This window comes from Brasilonema sp. UFV-L1 (assembly GCF_012912105.1).
GTDB lineage: Bacteria > Cyanobacteriota > Cyanobacteriia > Cyanobacteriales > Nostocaceae > Brasilonema.
The window spans coordinates 1-21,592 of the sequence record NZ_QMEA01000017.1 but is presented as its reverse complement, the minus strand read 5'-3'; the positions used below and the strand labels follow the sequence as shown (position 1 = coordinate 21,592).

Here is a 21,592-nt window from a genome sequence, read left to right as displayed (position 1 = left end):
GTTGTAAATTCTACCAAAGCGAACCAGCTGATACAGTAATATTTTGCATTGTAATACCCAACGCTTCATCACGGCAAAGGAAGACAGCTAGAGAGCCAATCTCTTCAGGCTGTATCATTCTCTTCTGCGGATTCGCCTGCTTTACTTGTTGGATGTATTCAGAAAACGGCAGATTAGAAGTTTCGGCAATCTCTGTCATCCAGCTTTTGCCGAGTTTAGTTTCTACCCAGCCGGGACTAATGGCGTTGCAGGTAACACCATAAGGCGCTCCCTCTAATGCCACGCAGCGGGTTAGCCCCACTACTGCTGCCTTAGAAGCGCAGTAGGCAGCATTGGTAGGAGAACCTACCTCAGCAGCGGTGGAGGCAATATTGATAATGCGACCCCACCGGCGCGAAATCATCCCCGGCAGACAAAGCTTGATGGTGCGATAGACGCCGTTGAGGTTAACATTGATGAGTTGATCCCAAACTTCGTCAGGATGATTGCATATTGACTGCTCGGCACCGATTCCGGCAGAATTGGCAAGGATGTCCACTTTGCCAAAGGTTTTGACTACAGCCTCGTAAAAAGCCAGCACCGAATTAGCTGATGTGACATCAAGGTTCATCGCCAGCGCCCTGACTCCCCGTGCCTCGATTTCGTTTTTGCACGGACTTGTGCTAGCAGTGCGGGAGCCGATCGCTACATCAGCTCCTGCTTGGGCAAAAGCGAGAGCCATAGCCCTGCCAATTCCAGAGGCTCCGCCTGTTACCATAGCAACACGACCTAACAAAAATTTCTCTTGAGTCATTTCACCCTTGTCATCATATTGTAGGGAGATACAGGCAGATTAGGACAATGAGCAACTTATACCAATTCGGTATGAAGCTGCACAGAATGGAAAGCTTAAAAGCTTGTCGGGTAAAGGAGCTATTCTATGCAGCTTCATGGAAAACTGGTATCACAGAATACGTGACTGTATGCGAGTCCCCAACTGGTCCTAACTTGTCTTGGCGACCACTATAGTACAAAATATAGACACTCGAAACAAATATATACAGAAAGTTGATTTGGAGATTTAACTGCCAGAAACAGAAATTGTTGGCAACTTACCCATCTAGGAAGAATTCTTCAAAATAGAAAGGAACCCAAGCGCAGATGACACGACTATGCTCAAATTTATCGGAACAGATATGCAGAAAGTTGATTTTGAGATTCAACTTCCACAAACAGAAATTGTTCGCAACTTACCCATCCAGGAAGAATTCTTTTGGTTAAGGCAAAATCAAGAGGAACACAAGCTGAGATTACACGACTATGCTCAAATTTATCGGATTCCACATCTCTCAAAATTTACATTCAGGGGATAGAAATAGATTCTTTATACCTGAAAATAATGTGAACCTAGAAAGCCTACCTGAAGTTGAAAATTTGCCTCACAACCAAGGATATGAAATTGCACAGTTTATTGACCGTCACATCAATTCTCCTCTGCTTGAAGAGTTGAGAAGTTACTTAGATCTCAATTTAGATCTTTCTTGTATTCTCCAAATCAAACCTACATATTATCGGGAAAAAGTGATACTAGAACTGCACCGGGACAAGAGCTTTATGCAAAGCATTGTAGGACCTACATCAAATTTAATGATCCAGCCTGAAGGCGCTACTGAACCTCAAATGGTAACGCTTGACATTGGGGAAATACTCGTCTACACAGGCTTTCAGTTTCAGGAATATTTCAAAAAGCTTGGTGTCCTTGCTCAGGTTAAGCCTCTTGCTCACGGAGTAATAGCTGAAGAAAAGCGTATGAGTATTGTAGCAAGCACTATTTTGAAATCCTAACTACTCGAGTATAGTTTAATTGGGAGCACTCCGGAAGTTTAAGATTGACAGCCTTCGTAACTTACCAAGTAAGCGAATGAATGATAACTCGTCAACATTTGACTCTTCTTTATACCAATTTTCCAACAAAGCCCATCCGGTCTTCTTGCCATCAACGAGCTTTAGTAGAGAGAGCCTTTAACATCACCTTTCACTTCAAAATTATCCTATTTATTACTTACAGAGAAGAAAATATTCGATAAGTGATCATCTGCATTTACAAGCGCGTAATCCAGAGGGAACTCCTCTTTGATAGTTGGTGCTATCTGATAGTCCAATGTAGTTATGTATGGATAGAGAAAACTGCTACCTGATTAAATAGGAAAAATAAGTGCCAAGCAATTTTCTATCTACTGGTGGACATATGATCGAAGTATCGACCAGCTTCCTGAGCGTGTTTTGGCAGTCAAACTGTAACCCGATTGAGCAGAGTTCCAGATAGGTTAGCTGCGTTCCAGTAATTTTTTCGGTGAAAAGAGGTAACATAGCACCCAAAGCATTCTCTTGAGAACTAATCGCGATATTTCTCAATTCTGATAGCCACTGGTCATATTCTAGTTGCTTGAGGTCGTAGCCAAGAGCAGAAATTTCTTTGATGAATTGGCTCAAGTGTAAAGACTGAGGATTAACCAAATGAAAGATTTGTCCCAGAGATTCTTTGTGCTGCGATAGATAGACAATGGCTTTGCTCACATAATCCACAGGCGACATGTCTATGGTTATATCCAAATCAGGCGCAGTTCCTTGCTGGATAAACTGCTTAACTAGGCAGGATAGCATATCCTCAGTATTAGAAGCACCAGTTTGGCTATGACTGCTAATCATTCCAGGGCGGTAAATACTGACTGGAATTCCTCGTGACTGGGCAGTTTTCATTATTTTCTCTGCTACCCATTTACTTTGACAGTAGCCACCATAGACTGCTTCACAATCATCGAGGTTGTCTTCTTCTTGGATGGGTTTTTTCTTAGCAGAATAGCCAGCCGATTCAAACACACCAAGGGACGAAATGTAATGTACGGGTTTGAGTTTGTGAAGACTGGATAATCTCAAAATTTCCTGAGTACCCTGCACGTTTGCAGTTCGCACGGCTGTGTAGGGATAAAGTAGATTCACATTAGCGCCAGCGTGATAAATAATATCAATAACGCTTGCTAGCTGGTAAAACTGTTGCTCATCTAGTCCCAAAAGCGGCTGGGATAAATCGCCAAGTATGGGAATAATCCGGGAGTTGAGTTTCTCGTTTTCCAGCACATGTCCCAGTAAATAGCGTTGCAGGTTTTTAAAAATTTTCTGCCTGCCCTGTGCAATTGTTTTACAGTTGCGAACCAGACAATAAACTTTAGCTGCGGTTTCCTCAAGGAGTTCACCAAGTAAAAAGACTCCTAAAAATCCCGTAGCTCCAGTTAAGAAAATATTAGCAGGTTCAGTCAGAGGCTCAAAGTTGCTAGCAGGCGGTAAAATCGTGGGGTCTAAAACAGCATCAACCTGCAAGTTTTGAACAGTTGTCGTGTTTAAGTTTACCAAAATGCCCGATTGAAAACCTTTATGAATAATCTCAGCAAGTGCAGCGATAGTAGGTTTTTCAAACAAGTACATGACAGGTAACTTCACCTGAAAAACTTCTTCCATTTGAGGAAGCAATTGGGGAAGCAGTAGAGAATGTCCCCCTAACTCAAAAAAGTTGTCGTAAATTCCTATTAGCTCAATTGCCAAAACTTGCTCCCAAATTTGCGCTAGTTGTTCCTCAATAGAATTGCGCGGTGCAACATATGCCACTTCTAAATCGGGCCTAGTTTGGTTGGGTGAGGGGAGACTTCGCCTATCTACTTTTCCGCTGGGTGTAAGTGGCAAGCTGTCCATAATGACAAAGCTAGAAGGAATCATGCTTTCGATTAGCTTTGCTTTTAAGTAGCTACGTAGCTGTGGAACCAGTTGCTCAGTAGCATTCTTTTGCATGGGGTTATTAGCAAAGACACTCCAATCTAACCTTTTCCTTTGCCCCTCTCCTGCAAAAAGAGGCATATTAGCCCTTACTACATCGGTCACTTGTTGAGAGGTTGGAGGGTTACCCATTACCCTCTTCAACACCACATCGTAATAACCATCATTACCAGAACCTGACCAGTTAATTTCTACGGTATAAGGTAATTCAGCGCTTAATGCCCATATATCTTCGGGATCTACAGCCGCTTGAGTCATTTCCCGTACAGCTTCCCTCAACTGGGCAACATTTTGTAGTGCATTGCTACTAGCTAGCAATTCTATTGCCTTCACATCTGCTAGAATCCGAGCATTGGGGACGCGTCGTATTCCCAGTATTTCCGGTTCTTTTGCCACTAGCAATTGGCGCAAAGCTGGTAATGTTAGCTGCTCGTTTTGCCAATCTAACCACGGATGCTCTACTACTGGAGCAACTTCACCGCCTACCTGGAGAATCACATCGTAGCGGAAACGCACCAGTTCGTTGTGATACCGCCCCCGCTTAAGTTGTATCTGGACATTGCTAATTTGGGGTAAATACTGCTGGAGAGCAGTAAAGAAAGCTGGGTCGATTACCAATCCCTTTTCTTGGTTCATGCGCTCTTGAATATGCTGACGCAGTTGGTTCGTGGATAGGGAAGCGGGAGCTTGATACAATTGCACCGATGTATGAAAAGCTTCTAGGAGCGGCAGACTGCGGACGTCCCCAAGAAAAACGAACCCTCCTGGACCAACGCGAGCGATTGCGCGGAGCGCAGACGCCTGAAGGCGTATCGCACTTTCTAAAACCCCCACCAAATAATCAATACTAGGAAAATACTGGATGACTGAGTTAATCACCACAGTGTCGAAAGTTTCATCTCCTATTCCCTCCAGATTGTCCGCTGCTCGTTGATAAAGCTTGACTTGCGACCAGTTTTGCTGTAAAGAATGCAACTGCTGCTCAATGTAACGCACGGAAGCAGGGGTAATATCTGTGCCACAGTAATATTTGCAGTGAGGAGCTATTCTAAATAGCAGCAGACCTGTACCACAACCAATTTCCAGTATCTGCTTGGGTTTTAAGGAAAGAATCCGCGCCACTGTATGGTCAACCCACTCCCTAACCTCCTGGGCTGGGACAGGCAGACCTGTATAGCTATTGTTCCAGCCGTTAATATTAAACGTTGGGTCTACTTCCGCCGTGGGCTGGCTGTAAGTGTCGTCCCATATCTGCTGCCATTGGGCGGTTTGCTCAAAAGATGTATCTTGATACTGGTCTTCGGGAACCACGTAAGCGACCAAGCGTTTATCGTCTGTCTCATCCTCGCGGCAAATCACCACTGCTTCCCTGACAGCAGAATGTTGCCTGAGTACCTCTTCAATTTCTCCTAGTTCAATGCGAAAACCGCGAATTTTAACTTGGTTGTCTATCCGCCCGATAAATTCAATATTACCGTCGCTTAGATAGCGAGCTAAATCACCTGTTTTGTAAAGGCGCGTTCCTGGTTTTCCACTAAAAGGGTCGCGAATAAATCTCTCATGAGTTAAATCAGGTCGGTTAAGATAGCCTCTAGCGACACCCATACCTCCAATGTACAGTTCTCCAGGTACACCCACAGCGACAGGTTTTACAGGATCTGTCTGGTGGCGCAAATTTTGGTCTAGCAGATAAATCTGGGTGTTGGCGATCGCTCGTCCAATGACGATAGGAGCATCTTTTGACTCGACTTTGTACACCGTTGACCAGATAGTTGTCTCGGTAGGACCGTACATGTTCCACAGAGAATAGCATTTAGTAAGCAACCCAGATGCCAGTTTTTGCGTGAGGGCTTCGCCACCACAGAGAATTTTTAGGTGTTTGTTCCCTTGCCATCCGGCAGCTAGCAGCATTTGCCAAGTGGCGGGAGTGGCTTGCATGATGGTTGCATTCGTGCGACTCAGTTCTTCTTTTAGCAGCTCGCCATTAGTAGCAACTTCGCGACTGACGAGTACCAAAACCGCTCCCACGCTTAAAGGCAAATAAATTTCCAGTCCGGCAATATCAAACGATATGGTAGTCACTGCCACGAGTACGTCTTCTGCTGTCATGCCTGGTTCGTGGCGCATGGAAGTTAAAAAGTTGACCACAGACCGATGCTCAATTTGCACTCCTTTAGGTTTACCTGTGGAACCAGAGGTGTAGATAGTGTACGCTAAGTTGTCTGGTGTCACTCCACTGACTGGGTTTTCATCGCTTTGAGAGTCAATTTCGTGCCAGTCGCTGTCTATGCAAACTACTATAGTCGGCTGTGTCACTATGGCAGCGTCAAGGATGCCCTGTAATTTACTTTGAGTTAATATCACTGATACTTGGGCATCTGCTAGCATCAAGGTTATGCGCTCTTGGGGATATACTGGATCTAATGGTAAGTAAGCTGCACCTGCTTTGAGAATACCTAACAGTCCAATAATTGTATGGAGCGATCGCTCCACGCAAATTCCCACTAGCATCTGTGATCCTACTCCCAAAGTCCGCAAGTAGTGCGCTACCTTGTTAGACAAGCTATTTAATTGTTTGTAGGTGAGTTGCTTATCCTCAAAAATGACAGCAACACTGTTAGGAGTTTGTTGTGCTTGATATTCAAATAACTGGTGAATACAAGCTGTTTGAGAAAAATCTACTTCTGTTACAAATTCTTGATTTTTATTAAACATTGTTTTTCTTATTTGTTTGTGACTGACTTATTCTTTACAAGCCGCAAATGTCACACGCGAATGCCACCAATATCTCAAATAAGACTTGGCGTCGCTAGGCGTATAAACTGTTGAATTAAATAATTTGGCGAAGATCTAATAACCTCTATCGGTTTTGCTTTCTAATAAAATATCACAATTAACCCAGATTTCTCACAACTAACAAAAACATTCAAATAACCAGGGTAGCAGATAATTTTTTGATACCTACGTTTTTCCAGCAACCATTGCTCTACGGCTTGCCAATCTTCCGAACTCCAGTATGATAATTACACTGTTTCTATGTAGAAGTCAAAATGTTCGGTTGGATATATATGATTTTAGCAATCCTTCTAGAAGTAGCAGGCACTACTTGTATGAAATTCTCAGAAGGGTTCACTAAAACATGGCCCTCCATTTTCATATTCGTCTTTTATGCTCTCTGTTTTAGCATATTGACCCTTGCTCTCAAAACAATAGAAATAAGTACTGCTTATGCAATCTGGTCTGGTTTAGGAACAGTCTTGATAGTATCCATAGGGATTTTGTGGTTTAATGAGTCAGTAAATCTCGTAAAAATATTATCAATCCTACTGATAATAATAGGAGTGATTGGTCTGCACCTAAGTCATGAACCTGTGTCCGACCAACAAGAAGGGATTTTGTCAAGTGTTGGTGCTAGTCTTGACCAGCTTGAAACTACACAGTCGAACAACTCAGATATCGCACCTGGAAATGTAAATGTTAATTGCATGACTCCGTGCAAGAATATTGAGAAACTGACTTAAGGCAGTGGCAGACTTACAGTAAGAGCCATTGCTTGGTTTAGCGATTCAGGGGTACGTGCCTCACTCTAATGGAGAAATTGCATAAATTTGGGGATAGTGGTAGTTTACACTTGACTTTTGCGCCAGCAGACTCCATTGCAACTCGCACACAATCGGCATGGTGAACCCGGAAATTATCCATAACCACAATAGCTTTTTCCCATAGTTGAGGCAAAGTACACTTTTTTATTTAACTTTTGATTTTTCATTAAAATTATTTTCCGATTTTCTCTCTACCATCTTTTGAGTTCTTTTTAAAGAAGAGAGGCAAATTTTCTTTTTTAATATCTTTTTTTGATAAATCTCATAAAAAATTTGTACTGACTGTTACAATATTGTTAATAAAAATATCCCTGCAGCGTTTTGGGAAGGCGCAACTTGGGTTTTACTGTTTTGAGAAGACAACGCGAAGAAAAATTTGACAGACCAGCTGTGGTAAGCTGGTCTTTTTGTACTTTTTAAAAACTGAAAGTGGTTCTCACTGCACCAATCACAACATCATCGTTATCACTATTATGATCTGGCGCGGTTAACCAGATGACTCCAGGAGTAATGGTGATATTGTCAGTCACTTGATATTGGTAGAACGCCTCAATGTGATAGGAAGTGTCTTTATCTTTAGGAATTTCATTAATACTAGAACCTGTCACTTTAGGTTCCATACCAAAGATAATACCAGCTAAGTTTCCTTTTTTACCAAGGTCAGGAAATCCTAAAGTCACAGCCCAGTTCCAAATATCAAGTTCTCCACGGTCAACTGTTCCTCCTTCGCTGGATAAGTTACGAGCGTTGGTATACCCAACCCAACCACCTAAAACAAATTTATCGCTCAAACCAAGGGATGCTTGTACACCGTAGGAATTGCTGGAAAATGGCACACTCACTGGTTCAGGTTCTCCAGTGACATCAGGGGGAGCAGCAAGCTGAGATTTAAGGAAGGATATCGGATTTGCCCGTTGGCTACCAGTACCCAATTCCTGATTATAGGCGTTAATGTAGGTCAAGCCAATAGTAAAGCGCTCACTCGGTTTAAAAGTCAGCTGTGCGATCGCACCATATGGACCATTTAACAACCCATTATCAGAGGATGGGTCATTGGGTGAACTTGCTAAATACCCCAAACTGACTGAGAACGCATCACCAAACTGCTGAGTCACACCCAGCCCCGCACCATCCATTTGGTAATAAATTGAGTTCCGCGTACCAAAGCTGGATAAAGCACCAAAAGCACCGTCTCCGTCAAAGATATTGACTGTACTGGTTATGTCATCTGCTGCACCCGCATTAGCAATTGCGATCACCTCTGTACTTTCAGTCAGGGGGAATTTGTACCACAGTGCATCCAGAAAAGCATCATTGGTGCCATCTTCATCAGCAAAGTATAAGCCGCCCTCTGGTGTTCCAATATCAGGGTTGAGAATATTATTACTCTGTATCCTGGTGAAGAGTGTATCTTTGCCTGTGAAGCTGGTGACAAACTCCACACGCGCCCGCGCACCCAAGGTTATGTTGTTGTCTTTGACATCTACATCGTTGACTCTATCACCTCCAAGAACACCAGTGGCTACAGCAACGACTTGCCCTTGTAATTTCGTTGTTGTCGAAAATTGATTTGCCTCCAATTCAGCGGCTTTTGCTTCTAAAGTATCGACACGACCTCGCAGTGTCGCTAGTTCTGCAGTAAATTCTTCCTGTAGTCTTTGTAATGTCGCTAAATCTTGTTTGTTTACCAAATCTGCTGTAGCGGTGGCTATCAGTTCGTTAACTCGGTTGAGACAAGCATTTAACCCGGCGGCAAATTCATACCGTGTCATCGCCCGATTTCCCCGATAAGTACCATTTGGATATCCCGCAATACAGCCGTAGCGTTCTACTAAGGATTGCAGTGCTTGAAATGCCCAATCTGTAGGTTGTACGTCTGATAACTGAGACACAGAAGTCACTTGTGCCATTGTCTTGTTTTGAGAGATATTCTCAGCTTCTTTGATTGCCAAATTACCAGGTCTTTCCCCTGCAACCGCAGCGGTACTCATCGCTAACATTGCCCCAAAAACTGCTGGACTAGCCAGCAGAGATTTCCACGAATTTGTCATTTTTTCCTCACACTTATTCTCAGTTAGTCCGCGCACTATGATTTATTCAAGCTTTTTTTTAATAGAAACTAGTCTCATTAATTTCTCAGTTATTCGCGTATTTTTTAACAAGTAATATCAAAAATTATCATTCAACCTATATGCAAATCAAGGGGTTGCTAATTAACAATATGAATTGAGTTTCAAAGCAGAGGGCGCACCAAAGTTAATATTATTTGCTGATTTTGTCATTTCACGACGAGAATTCAGCAGCGCCTAAATCAAAATCATATCCTCACCAGACAAACCCGAAGAGTTCATGATGGATAAATCTGTACATTCAGCCTGGCATACAGACTAAAAACTTTGTTGTGACTACTAATACTGAATTATGGCTATTTTGCTCTGAGAATGAGAATTATTATACTACTTGATATAGAATAAGTCTTATTGTCAACAGAAATTTAAACAAACCGAAAGCAAACAGCTTTCAGTAAGGAAACAATATGGTGATCCGGACTTACTCTAGACGTCAAACAGGTAAACACGGAAGAGGAATTCTAACTCTGATTGCTTTACTGATGTTATCGCTCTTGGCTGGGTGTACGGAATCTGATACAAATCAGACAACAACTCCCCAACAGTCATCGCAAGCACAACAGACTACATCCACTTCATCACCGCAGCCAGGAAAAATCAAAGTGGTGACAACGTTTTTGCCGATGTACATGTTTACCAAGGCGGTGGCTGGAGATGTAGCGGATGTAGAAATTTTAGTACCACCGGGAACCGAAGTACACGAGTATCAATCTACTCCAAAGGATGTCAAGGCGATCGCCACTGCCAATGTTTTAGTCAAAAACGGCTTGGGTTTGGAAGAATTTTTAGACAACACAATCAAAAATGCCCATAATTCTAAATTATATATCACTGATGCGAGTAAAAATATTCAACCTTTAAATGAAATTTCACCTATTGAGAAAACGAGTAAACAAGAGAAAGAACACAACCACGGAGGTGCTGGAGAACATCACCATGAACACGCTGAGGGTAATCCTCACGTTTGGTTAGATCCAGTTTTAGCAAAACAGCAAGTTGCTAATATTCGGGATGGATTAATTGCTGCTGACTCTGCAAATAAAGCGACTTATGAGGCAAATGCAGCAGCATATATCAAGCAATTGGACAATTTAAATAGTGAATTTCAGCAGACTTTACAAAAAACACCATCATGTACTTTTATCACCTTCCATGACGCCTTTCCATACTTAGCTAAACGTTATAACATCAAGCAAGTTGCAGTCGTCGAGATACCTGAAGACCAACTAGCACCAGCAGATGTACAAAATGCAGTGAATGCGGTGAAAAAGTATAAAGTGAAAGCCTTGTTTAGTGAACCAGGAGTAGATAACAAATTGTTGACAAGTCTTTCTAAGGACTTGAATTTAACTTTGCGTTCTCTAAATTCTTTGGAAACTGGCAATACAGATCCGCAGTATTATTTTACAGCAATGCAAGAGAATTTACAAACTTTAGAAACAGCTTGTAAATAATTTTGTTCAGACGTGATTTGTCCTTTGTTAATAAAAACATCACCAATCAGTTATGACTAATGATCAATAACCAATGACTAATGACTTTCCGATTTTAAAAATAGAGGGATTGACTGTTTATCAAGACAGCTACCTAGCTGTCCGAGATGTTTCTTTTGAATTATTGTCAGGAACGAATACAGCTATAGTTGGTCCTAATGGTGCAGGTAAAAGTACTCTGGTACAAGCAATTTTGGATTTGATTCCACGAAGTGGTGGGAAAATTGAAATATTAGGTCGCCCAATCACACGCTTGGGAAATTTACGTCACCAGTTAGGCTACATGCCACAAAATTTTATCTTTGACCGCAGTTTTCCGATTTCTGTGAGTGAATTGGTAGGCTTGGGATGGGTCAAAGAAAGAAAAACAAGATTCCTTCAAGTCACTCTCACAAAGGGAAGTTTTGGAGAAGCGAGTAGAGAAAAATTCGCAGCAGTTGCTAAAGCTTTGCAGCGAACTGATGCTTACCATTTGCGAAATCAAGCAATTGGAACTCTTAGTGGCGGTCAACTCAAGCGAGTATTATTGGCATACTGTTTGGTCACGCCTCGGCAACTTTTGGTCTTAGATGAGGCGTTTGCTGGTGTAGATGTACAAGGTACAGCAGATTTTTATACCTTGCTCAATGAACTGAAGCAGGAAGAAGGATGGACGGTGTTGCAGGTTTCCCATGACATCGATATGGTGAGTCGCTATTGCGATCGCGTCATTTGTCTCAACCAAACGATTGTTTGCACTGGTGTTCCAGAAATCGCCCTTTCACCCCAAAATCTTCTAGCTACCTATGGTCCTGCTTTTCGTCGCTATCAACATCATCACTGAGGTATAAGAACTGAGGTATAAAAAAAGTAAAAAGGTATTTTCAATTTATAATTTAAATTTTAAATCTCCGACTACCCCTACTTTGGGCAACAAATTGCACGCCTGACATGATATTGGTATTAGAGCAGCTCAATCTCTACCTGAAGCATTATGGGTTTTGCGGATGTGTCAATTGCCCAGATAGCGACTGACTACAGTGTTCCTGTGGAAAAGGTCTTGTCTGTGTGTAACGAACTCTTAATTGCCTATAAAAATCCTAAGACTCGTTTGGCTCTGGAGGATGTAAAGGCAATGATTTCCCAACTTTTGTCTGAAACCCACCTAGAAAGTACTAGCAACTCAGTTCACATGAGCCAAGTGACTTGAGTTGCTAATGGCTAATGGCAAACAATACTAGCACTCAGCCATGAACCATAAGTACCAATGAGATTGAGCATCGCCATCTTAGCTGTGTTGAGCGTCAAAATCGTTAAGGGGAAAAATGTTTAGAAGATTATTTTGCATTTTTGTGGCTACTGTTTTGCTGACATTTCAATTCATTGTCGGTAGCGCTACCGCATTGCAACTAGATGAAGCAACCCGCACGGTACCATTAAATGACGAAGGCGAGACTATTGTCCTCAGCCTTAAACAAGTCCAACAAGGCAAAAAATTATTTAACAACGCTTGCTCCCAGTGTCATCCTGGAGGTATTACCAAAACAAATCAAAACATAGGACTTGAGCCAGAAACACTCGCCCTAGCGACACCAAACCGTAACAGTATTGAAGGATTAGTAGACTATCTGAAAAATCCCACTACATACGACGGGGAAGAGGAGATTTCTGAAATACATCCTAGTACAAAGAGTGCAGATATTTTCACGGAAATGAGAAATCTCACCGATGAAGACTTAGTGGATGTTGCTGGTTATATTCTCGTGCAACCGAAAGTTCTTGGTCGCCAATGGGGTGGCGGTAAAATTTATTACTAAAACCAGTTGACTGAGAAAGGAGTGTAGGGGTGTAGGGGTGTAGGGGTGTAGGGGTATAGGAGAAATGCATTTATTTTCTTATTCTCTATATTCCCGTACACCTGTGACCCCCTCACACCCGTGACTCCCTTACAACAAAGCCCTACGGGCATTGACAGCGTGCCGATTTTTTGGGCGTTCTTTATCTATAAAAGTCATCATTATTGAGAATCTTTTGTATCTATGACATGTTGTCATATTTAGGCCTAATTTTATTTAAAATGAATAAGGAAAATAAATGTTGTTGTTTAGGAGAGAGCCATGACAATGATTGCGTCAAGTTTACGGCGCTTTGGTCTAGCGTTATTAACAATTTTTTTAGTTGTTAGTAGCTTTGCTGTTTTTGCTCCCAATGCTGCAGCTGAGACTTACACCGTCAAACTGGGTACAGATAAAGGAATGTTACAGTTTGAGCCAAAGAATCTGACGATTAAACCAGGCGACACCATTGAATGGTTGAACAACAAAGTTCCTCCTCATAATGTTGTGTTTGATAAGGCCAAAAATCCCGCAAAAAGTGCTAAGATAGCCGTGGATTTGTCTCACAAGAAGTTGATGATGAGTCCTGGTCAAAAAACAAAAACCACTTTCCCTGCAGATACGCCTGCTGGTGAATATACCTTCTACTGTGAACCTCACCGTGGTGCAGGTATGGTTGGTAAAGTGACTGTCCAAGGCTAACTGTAACGTTGTTGACAAGAAACATTTTGTCCTGCAACTTCAAAGTAATCCAATGAAATAATACGCCCTAATAACTGGGTTATCAGCGGTGACAAGTTTTATCCTCGTCTATGATGTTAGTTGCAACAAAGATGGATAAACAGGTCACCGCGAATCTTGAGAAAATTTATATTTCAATCAAAAAAATGATCTCGTGATTTATGAGCAGTTTGGAGCATGAGGGTGTATTCGCACTTGAGAGTTAGCAACTGTATCAAAAATTAGTTCTTTTCCGACTTCTGACAGCCTTACAATAGTGACTGAAGACTATTTTTTGAGTGACTGGAGGCTAGTTGCAAGGAGAATTTCTTGAGAATAGTTGTATTTATAGCTTTCTTGGCGATCGCCTTATTCCAATTTACATTTATTGATTTAGTATTTGCCGCCGAAATATCTAACGGAGCCAAAATCTTTAATTCTAACTGCTCTTCTTGTCACATAGGTGGTGGTAATATCCTTATTAGTGAAAAAACTTTGAAAAAGGACGCTTTATCAAAGTACCTGAAGGATTATGATACAGACTCAATGCAATCGATTATCTACCAGATACAAAATGGTAAAAACGCGATGCCCGCATTCAAGAGTAAGTTAAGTGAACAGGAGATTTTAGAAGTCGCTGCTTACGTTTTCCAAAAAGCGGAGCAAGATTGGCAAGATAGCTAGAAGTAAAAAACCCTCTGAAATACCAGAGGGTTTTTTGTTGGGAAGTCAGCCAAGGAATTTTAAATTGAGTTACTTTTATTTAGTAAAATTCTTCTGACTATTTGCACTAGTTTTTATTTTTCCTGATTGTCACCCTGATTGTCACTTTGTCTTTTGTCTCTAATTTGACGCAACTGTTGTAGTAATTTTTTACTTGTTTCACCAGAAGCAGAAGGCTGATTGCTACTGACTTCTTGTTGAGAAGTTTGTTCTGGACTTGCTTGTGGTGCAGAGGTACTCTGCTTGACAACAACCTGCTGTTGTGATGTTTGTTGTTCTTTATCAGTTTGTGAAGAAGATGCAGATTGCCTAATAACAACTTGTTGTCTAGAAGTTTGTTCTGGACTCGCTTGTGGTGCAGAGGTACTCTGAGTGATCATCACTCGTCGCCGTCGTGATGTTTGTTGTTCTTGATTTGCCTGCGGTTTAGATTCGGTTTGAGTTTGGGAGACTTGTTGGCGAATTGACGATGAACTAGAACGCTCAGTCAAGTTAAGTTTTTGCGGTTCTTTGGATGGTTTGAAATTGACTTCGACTGGACGCAAACGCTCAGCCAGATTAACTTTTTTTGGCTCTTGAGAAACCAGATTAACTTTTTTTGGCTCTTGAGAAACCTGCGCATTCACTGGAGCTGAGCGCAAACGTTGAATTAAACTTCGTTGTGCAGCGGTTACTGGTTGTGTTTGAGTCACTAGAGAGGAGGTTGACAGTTCTGATGCAGGAGTTTTAGAAATGTTGTTGTTAGGCTTAAACGAAATGTTAAACGGGTAAAGCTTAGGCTTACCATTTGCCTGCACTGGATTTTTTTGAAAATACTCTCTGAAATATTCCCTAACAGATGTTTTTAAATCAGATGCGACGGAATTATTATGGAATTCTATCGACTCCACTTGACCTTCGCGATTGACTACCAAATCACCTTCTACTTTGCCTTCTTCTGCTGTTTTAGCATCAACTGTTGCAGCGATAGGCTGTCTCGTTTCTAAGTCAGGATATTGGCTTTTAGCTTCAGTGACACGTTCTGCAAAAGTTTTATTAGGTGTTGAGAGCGATCGCGCAGTTGCGAGTGGAGGTAACTCAGGAGCTTGGATACTAGAACCTTGCGGTAATTGCGGGAAGCTTTGCCCTCTTAGAGCGATGCTGTTATCCCCAACTTGTGGAGGTTGGACAACAGGTGTGACAAGCTGTTGGTTGTTCGCAACTTGTGGTACCTCATTACCAGCCTCAGTAGTTTGGGTAGCGCTGCTACCTTCAGCTGATGTAGGCATCTGATCTGGATAACCAGGAGCAGAGGTGTTAACGAGTTCCTGTTGTTCTTGAGGAATGTTCGCTGCTTGCACTGGAGGAACATTGTAAGGAATCTTAGAAGACTCCAGTGGCTTAGTTTCTCCTAATTGTACCTTTTCTGGATAACGAGGTAGCGGTCTGACTTTTGCACTTAAGGATGGCTCAGGTGGTAAATCTTTCTTAGAAAGAATTGGTAAAGACTGACTTTTAGGCAAAGAAGCAATGGCTACGTTGTTCGTTTTAGGAAGTGGGGGTAATGTTAGAGGAGTGTTATTCGTTTTAGGAAGCGGGGGTAATATCAGAGCAGTAGAAGACGCAGATGGTGGTACAGAAGCTAATGATGATGGAGTCGTTGATTGATTAGCAAAGTTTGATGGAGGAATTTGTGGTAATACGGGTACTGGAGGTTGTAAAGAAAGTTGTGGTGTGCCCGGTTGTGGCAGACGGTTTTTTTCTGCCTGACTTAATTCAACAACTCCAACACTGCTTTTTGATGATGGTTCCTGCTTTGCTTTAGAACTCATTGGCACTATCGGCAGGAGAAAGGCAATAGCACCGTGAATGCCAAGAGATGCTACGGCTGCTATCCCAGTAGGCTGGCTTAAGAATTCTGGTATATTTCTCAGGAAGGAGACGTAGGACATAGCTGTTATCGTTCACTCGACTCAGTTGCAGTTACTTAGCAATCTTATCTTTGAGTTAATATATATAGTAAAAGTATAGTAGAATAAAAACATCCCTTTTCAAATCATAGCTTTTTATTAGAAATTGAAAACGGGAAGAACACTGATTTTTTTAGTTGTTATACTTTTCAAAGACGACGAGTGTTTGACTCAACAGTTGCAATTGCTGGCAAAATATACTTAAATTATTTCACCTTAGTTTCTACCTGTCCAGAGTTATAGAAGAGGGTTTCCCGACAGTCGCGCACCTGTCCGCCCAAGTCGCGTGCGTTGGTGGGGTTTCCCAACTGAAGCACAAGCGCGTGAAACCTCAAGACCGCAGTGGCTCCTCTGGTCTTTGCCTTGCCCGAAAGACGATGATTAGAAACGAAGATATTTTTAGAAACCAAGTTGTTTAAAAACTTGATTTCTAAAAATATCAATGAGCATCAGGTATCTGTCATCATAGACAGTGATTTACCCAGCACGTGACACGTTTACACGACCGAACTTGAGTAATTTTGTCCTGGCAGATATTGGGGATTACCCGTAAGTGTCGAAGTGTTGGCGCTTTCCAAGCTTGTTGGTGACTGAAGCTGAGTGTTGTCTTTGTTCCAGCTATCTTGACCTGGCTGGCTGAATGACAATTGACTTGGACTAATAGTGTCCAACAAACTCACATAGTCTTGTCCAGAGTTCAAGTTAGAACTCAACTCAGAACCTTGACCTGGAGTGAGCGTAGAGTTGTTAATACCCTCGCTTTGTGTAAGAGTGTCTTGGCTAAGACCGTTGTAGAGATTATCGTTTGCAGTGATATTACCACAGAGCAGGGAATCGCTACCGATAGTGACTGCAGGATTACTGCTGTAAGAGCCATCATTACTGGTAGGTACTTGAGTCAGACTAGTATCCGAACCATCGTTAGAGCTATTTTCACCAAAAACGACAGGGGTCAGACTATTATTGACACTGTTACCTGTAGGGTCTACGGCAGTAGTGTTGCTTATTGAGTCTACATAGGTATTGTTGCCTGTGGAATCTACAGAACTACCGTCACTCAAGGTATTGTCAGTAACAGATGGTGCAATGGTGTTACTCGTCGTACCAACGCTAGAGTCATCGCCAGTCACAGAATTTCCTGCGCTTTGAGCAGTGTTTTGCAAATTACTCGAATCAGGCTGTCCAATATTAGAACTACCGTCACTCAAGGTATTGTCAGTAACAGATGGTGCAATGGTGTTACTCGTCGTACCAACGCTAGAGTCATTACCACTAGCAGTGTTTTGTAAATTACTCAAATCACGCTGTGCAATATTAATAGACTCTGTGACATTAAGGTCAGTAGGATCATTCGCGTTTTTGGCTGGCCATTGGGTATTTCCGCCACCATCGCTGAGTTGGTTAGTAACTTGGTTTTTGATATTCCAATTATTACCTCCATTGTAAGCAACGTTATCTGCAAAGGTTGAGTTTGTCACAGTGGTGGATGAACCTCCTCCAGAAATACCTCCACCTTGCCAACCAGCGTAGTTGTTAGCAACGGTTGTACCCTCAATGGTGACGGGATTAGAGCCATTAGCCAAAGTGATTGCTCCACCAAGACCATCTTTGCCGTCAGCACTCTCAGCTCGGTTACCAGTGAAGGTACTGTTGCTAATGGTACCTGATGATTGTTCTCCTACCCACAAACCACCACCTTGGTCCAAGGCGCGATTATCTGTGATAGTGGTGTTATTGACGGTAAAATCAGCATTACCAATTCGCAGACCACCGCCGAGTGAATCACCTTGACTATCCTCGACAACCTCATTGTTAGTAATTGTGGAATTTTCAACAATGATTTTGTCTGGGGGATAAGCATACAGAAGCAGTCCTCCCCCTTGTCCTGCAGCTTTGTTGCCCTCAAAATAGCTATCACGAATGGTAATTGTGCCCCCTACAGGACCATAATCGTAATTTGGTCCAGAAGCATTCGCTCCATCAGTATAGATGGCACCACCGTAACCTATAGTATGGGGACCTATCGGACCTCCAGCGGTTGAGTCATTATTGCGGAAAGTAGAGTCTTCTACTGTTAGTGTGCTCAACACAGTGTTAATTGCACCGCCATTAGTTCCTTTGTTATTATTGAATTCACTACTTTTCACGGTGAGAGTACTGTTAGTATTCACGGCGATCGCACCACCACCGCGTTCGTTTTTACCAGCAGTACTGTCATTTCCCTCAAACACACTGTTAGTAACGGTGTTAGCAGTCTTAAAACCTGACCAAATCGCACCTCCTCCTAATCCAGAAGAGGAGTTATCTATAAATCTACTGTTCTCTACATTGAGTGTGGTCAGCTGATCACTACTAATTGTCCGAATTGCGCCTCCAGAACCATCTTCACCTGTACCGCTGGCTTTTCCATTGGCAAGGGTCAAATTTTGCAAACTAAAATTTGAGCCAGGTACTACATCAAAAATCCGGCTAGCATTATTGCCACTAATGGTGAGACCATTCGCACCTGAACCATCAATAGTCAGTGTTTCATCAACTGTGAGCTGACCTGAAGTGAGGGTAATGGTTTGATTGGCAAGGCTAGAGTCAAATTGAATCGTATCACCTGATTGTGCTTGAGCGATCGCCTCTCTTAAAGAACCAGCACCATTGTCAGCATTAGAGGTAACGGTAATAGTACCCATGTTTCATCCATCCTTGTTTGTTGTTTGTCTTGACTAAATAACTGATGAGCAATGTGACCAACAAAGTGGTCTAAACGTAAATCAACTCGCTATCGGTGTGATCAAGCCACCCTCAGCAGCAACTATTCGACCATAATCTGAATAGGTATGGTTAAAACAATTCAAAAAATGGTCATATGAGTTGCACCTCATACAGACTCGTGCTGATGATGTCATCACAGATAGTTGCATTCTCAACTAGTGGTATATTTGTACGAAGTGTTGCTCAAAGGCGGATTTAGTTACCTTTAAGAACATAGATTTCCCAACCTCCAGTTCTGGGTTAGAGCACAACAATGCCCTCTGCCCGTAGAGAGATTCTGGATTTGGCAAATTCTTTAATTCTCCTTCCTTCGCACAACAAGACTTACCATAGAGCTTGGTAAAAACATCTGATCTTGATGCTCTTGCCTACTCTTGTTAAGAAGCAGAGCGATTTTTACTTAGGGTTTGTTTGTTGAGTTGGGTTGTTCCTCATGAGTGACTTCTAGACTGTTGGTGGGAGAAGAACACCAGAGGTATTTAGATGTGAGATGAACACTTTGGTACTTTGTGTGTTTTTGTTCTCTGTAGTGTTGAGGACGATCACCTTAGTTTTTGGTGTAACGTCTTTACTCAGGACAGCGAGCTTTGCTCTTTGAGAGCCAATCAACATCAGGCTAGTCTTGGTGAAAGCCCGAAGCATTTGGTTGTACATAGTAAATTCCTGTGATTACGGGTTTGCTGCAAAGACACTTGACAAAGCGATTGTCAGTATCTGTATGTCGCGTTAGCATTCCAGCGCTTAAAAAGCTTGAAAAGCTTTTGCTGGCGGTAGACACCCGTTATTCAGTCGATTTACTCTGGGCAAGCAAGTTTTTGGATTTTTCTCGCCTGATATCGTCAAAGAACACTTTTTACTTTCACTCAGATAAAGCTTTAAAGATTTAAGTCTTCTGAGCGATGTATGCACCTAGAAATATTATTGGCATCTTTTTCTACCAAAAATATCAATTTCTTCTTAACTTCATGAAGCTTTTATATTCATTCCAAAAATCTTTGTAAAAACTTTTTAATTAAGTTGCTCAACCTAATTGACTAGTGTTTGAAGACGTGCAGTTGTTGGAAAAAAAATACTTATGAAAAGGAGTCAGAAGTCAGAATCCAGGAGCGGAGCAAGGAAAGCTCCGCCTCCGGTCAGAATACCCCATGCCTGAAGTGGTTTCGGCAAGCAAGGAAATTTTTTGATCTCCACGATTGAAATCGGGGGCTTTAAACCGTGATTCATCCACCAGTCGCGCAGAATCATTCTGAATTCTGGCGACTGACTCCTGAATTCTTCTTTGGTAATACCGTACTTGACTTTATCGTTGAAAATTTCTTATTTATCTTGCTCATCAAATGTTATGAGCATTTATACTTATGTATGAAGAAGTGTTATTTTATTGAAAAATCGCATTTCAATACCATTCAAAGCAGTCTAAAGGCAGCGGTGGATAGGTGAAGTTACATTGTGTGTCACGATAAAGAAAATTCAAAATATGGCACTTTGTGCCACGCTACGCTATCAAAATTCGCTGCCTACGGCACGCTACACTAACATTCAAAAAAATCCTTTTGAATTCATAATGCGTGAATGTTTGAGCAGCAAGTGTTTGTTGCCATCAACCATAACAATATCGTTTCCCGTTGCAGTGTACCGTCAAAGAGGACGGTTGTGTTTGTGTCAATCATCTACATACAGGAATATCAACCATGACTATTGCTACAGCTAGCTTTCCTATTAACCTTGGTGCTTACAAGCAAATAGCACTAAATCCTGCCAATCCCACCCTAACTAATGAGCAACGGGAGACACTAAAAGCTAATATTCAACTGTGTCGCGATGCAATTGTTTTCTTCACAGCCACAGGAGCTGCTAAAGGTGTAGGCGGTCACACTGGTGGTGCTTATGATACAGTACCAGAAGTGGTCATCCTTGATGCCTTATTCCGGGGAGCACCAGATAAGTTCGTGCCGATTTTCTTTGATGAGGCTGGACACCGCGTAGCTACCCAGTACCTCATGGCTGTGTTGCATGGTGAGTTAAGTGCTGAACAACTTGTTCATTACCGTGAAGCTGATGCAAAATTACCTGGACACCCCGAACTTGGCTTAACTCCTGGAGTGAAGTTCAGTTCCGGACGCCTAGGACACATTTGGCCTTACATTAATGGTGTCGCGCTGGCAAATCCTAATAAGGTGGTTGTTAGTCTTGGATCTGACGGTTCCCAACAGGAAGGTAACGATGCGGAAGCCGCACGTCTGGCAGTTGCGAAGAATCTGAATGTGAAGCTCATTATCGACGATAATGATGTTACCATCGCCGGACATCCTTCAGAATACCTTCCAGGATTTAGTGTTAGTAAGACACTAGCTGGTCACGGACTGAACGTCAATGAAGGAGATGGCGAAGACTTGGATGATTTATATCGTCGCATTTGTGAAGCAGTGACGACCGATGGACCTGTTGCTTTGATCAACAAACGCAAGATGGCTGTGGGAATTGAAGGTATCGAAGGTTCAACTCATGGTCATGATGTGATACCAGTGGATAAGGCGATCGCCTACTTAGAAAAGCGCGGACTCACACAAGCCGTTAGATTTCTCAAAA

General features: G+C 42.2%; 14 protein-coding genes and 1 pseudogene. 9 read left to right on the top strand and 6 right to left on the bottom strand.

Annotated elements, in window-relative coordinates:
- Positions 1–10: 10 nt before the first annotated feature.
- Complete coding sequence (locus DP117_RS07720) at positions 11–793, bottom strand: SDR family oxidoreductase (RefSeq protein WP_169217737.1); 783 nt, start codon at positions 791–793, stop codon at positions 11–13.
- A 506-nt stretch (positions 794–1,299) separates the two neighbouring features.
- Between DP117_RS07720 and DP117_RS07710 the strand changes: the two genes are divergently transcribed.
- Positions 1,300–1,824: a hypothetical protein gene (locus tag DP117_RS07710; protein WP_169217735.1), complete on the top strand. Its 525-nt coding sequence runs from the start codon at positions 1,300–1,302 to the stop codon at positions 1,822–1,824.
- Between the two features lie 345 nt (positions 1,825–2,169).
- On the opposite strand, the gene DP117_RS07705 is transcribed toward DP117_RS07710, so the two are convergent.
- Positions 2,170–6,522 (bottom strand): amino acid adenylation domain-containing protein, encoded by a 4,353-nt coding sequence (locus DP117_RS07705; RefSeq protein WP_169217734.1) that lies wholly within the window; start codon positions 6,520–6,522, stop codon positions 2,170–2,172.
- Between the two features lie 335 nt (positions 6,523–6,857).
- On the opposite strand from DP117_RS07705, the gene DP117_RS07700 reads away from it, so the two are divergent.
- Entirely contained in the window at positions 6,858–7,328 is a 471-nt protein-coding gene (locus DP117_RS07700) for a multidrug efflux SMR transporter (RefSeq protein ID WP_169217733.1), read from the top strand.
- Between the two features lie 497 nt (positions 7,329–7,825).
- Here DP117_RS07700 and DP117_RS07695 read toward each other — a convergent pair whose 3' ends face one another.
- Positions 7,826–9,460: an iron uptake porin gene (locus DP117_RS07695; RefSeq protein ID WP_169217732.1), complete on the bottom strand. Its 1,635-nt coding sequence runs from the start codon at positions 9,458–9,460 to the stop codon at positions 7,826–7,828.
- Between the two features lie 485 nt (positions 9,461–9,945).
- On the opposite strand from DP117_RS07695, the gene DP117_RS07690 reads away from it, so the two are divergent.
- From DP117_RS07690 to petJ, 6 genes are all read left to right on the top strand, one after another.
- On the top strand, positions 9,946–10,992 hold the full coding sequence (locus DP117_RS07690; protein WP_169217731.1) for a metal ABC transporter substrate-binding protein: 1,047 nt from the start codon (positions 9,946–9,948) through the stop codon (positions 10,990–10,992).
- Positions 10,993–11,065: 73 nt separating this feature from the next.
- Entirely contained in the window at positions 11,066–11,854 is a 789-nt protein-coding gene (locus DP117_RS07685) for a metal ABC transporter ATP-binding protein (protein WP_169217730.1), read from the top strand.
- Positions 11,855–12,004: 150 nt separating this feature from the next.
- Positions 12,005–12,220 (top strand): hypothetical protein, encoded by a 216-nt coding sequence (locus tag DP117_RS07680; protein ID WP_169217729.1) that lies wholly within the window; start codon positions 12,005–12,007, stop codon positions 12,218–12,220.
- A gap of 115 nt (positions 12,221–12,335) precedes the next feature.
- A complete protein-coding gene (gene psbV, locus DP117_RS07675) occupies positions 12,336–12,827 on the top strand; it encodes a photosystem II cytochrome c-550 (protein WP_169217728.1) in 492 nt (163 codons plus the stop codon).
- Between the two features lie 300 nt (positions 12,828–13,127).
- Positions 13,128–13,547 carry a plastocyanin gene (gene petE / locus DP117_RS07670; RefSeq protein WP_169217727.1) on the top strand — a complete coding sequence of 140 codons (420 nt, stop codon included), beginning with the start codon at positions 13,128–13,130 and terminating at the stop codon, positions 13,545–13,547.
- A 348-nt stretch (positions 13,548–13,895) separates the two neighbouring features.
- The gene (gene petJ, locus DP117_RS07665; RefSeq protein WP_169217726.1) at positions 13,896–14,249 is read left to right on the top strand and encodes a cytochrome c6 PetJ; all 354 of its coding nucleotides are present in this window, start codon (positions 13,896–13,898) and stop codon (positions 14,247–14,249) included.
- 113 nt (positions 14,250–14,362) lie between these two features.
- Here the strand turns inward: petJ and DP117_RS07660 are convergent, their stop codons facing one another.
- The 3 genes from DP117_RS07660 to DP117_RS07650 form a co-directional block, all read right to left on the bottom strand.
- Positions 14,363–16,219: a hypothetical protein gene (locus DP117_RS07660; protein ID WP_169217725.1), complete on the bottom strand. Its 1,857-nt coding sequence runs from the start codon at positions 16,217–16,219 to the stop codon at positions 14,363–14,365.
- Positions 16,220–16,734: 515 nt separating this feature from the next.
- Entirely contained in the window at positions 16,735–18,921 is a 2,187-nt protein-coding gene (locus tag DP117_RS07655) for a hemolysin (protein WP_169217724.1), read from the bottom strand.
- A gap of 526 nt (positions 18,922–19,447) precedes the next feature.
- Entirely contained in the window at positions 19,448–19,657 is a 210-nt protein-coding gene (locus tag DP117_RS07650; protein ID WP_169217723.1) for a hypothetical protein, read from the bottom strand.
- A 1,037-nt stretch (positions 19,658–20,694) separates the two neighbouring features.
- Between DP117_RS07650 and DP117_RS07645 the strand changes: the two are divergent.
- Positions 20,695–21,592, top strand: a pseudogene (locus tag DP117_RS07645) (transketolase); the annotation flags it as partial.

What these genes read in the sequence shown, in the direction of transcription:
- DP117_RS07720 (WP_169217737.1), bottom strand. Translation starts at nt 793, where the DNA reads ATGACTCAAGAGAAATTTTTGTTAGGTCGTGTTGCTATGGTAACAGGC.
- DP117_RS07710 (WP_169217735.1), top strand. Translation starts at nt 1,300, where the DNA reads ATGCTCAAATTTATCGGATTCCACATCTCTCAAAATTTACATTCAGGG.
- DP117_RS07705 (WP_169217734.1), bottom strand. Translation starts at nt 6,522, where the DNA reads ATGTTTAATAAAAATCAAGAATTTGTAACAGAAGTAGATTTTTCTCAA.
- DP117_RS07700 (WP_169217733.1), top strand. Translation starts at nt 6,858, where the DNA reads ATGTTCGGTTGGATATATATGATTTTAGCAATCCTTCTAGAAGTAGCA.
- DP117_RS07695 (WP_169217732.1), bottom strand. Translation starts at nt 9,460, where the DNA reads ATGACAAATTCGTGGAAATCTCTGCTGGCTAGTCCAGCAGTTTTTGGG.
- DP117_RS07690 (WP_169217731.1), top strand. Translation starts at nt 9,946, where the DNA reads ATGGTGATCCGGACTTACTCTAGACGTCAAACAGGTAAACACGGAAGA.
- DP117_RS07685 (WP_169217730.1), top strand. Translation starts at nt 11,066, where the DNA reads ATGACTAATGACTTTCCGATTTTAAAAATAGAGGGATTGACTGTTTAT.
- DP117_RS07680 (WP_169217729.1), top strand. Translation starts at nt 12,005, where the DNA reads ATGGGTTTTGCGGATGTGTCAATTGCCCAGATAGCGACTGACTACAGT.
- psbV (WP_169217728.1), top strand. Translation starts at nt 12,336, where the DNA reads ATGTTTAGAAGATTATTTTGCATTTTTGTGGCTACTGTTTTGCTGACA.
- petE (WP_169217727.1), top strand. Translation starts at nt 13,128, where the DNA reads ATGACAATGATTGCGTCAAGTTTACGGCGCTTTGGTCTAGCGTTATTA.
- DP117_RS07660 (WP_169217725.1), bottom strand. Translation starts at nt 16,219, where the DNA reads ATGTCCTACGTCTCCTTCCTGAGAAATATACCAGAATTCTTAAGCCAG.
- DP117_RS07655 (WP_169217724.1), bottom strand. Translation starts at nt 18,921, where the DNA reads ATGGGTACTATTACCGTTACCTCTAATGCTGACAATGGTGCTGGTTCT.
- DP117_RS07650 (WP_169217723.1), bottom strand. Translation starts at nt 19,657, where the DNA reads ATGTACAACCAAATGCTTCGGGCTTTCACCAAGACTAGCCTGATGTTG.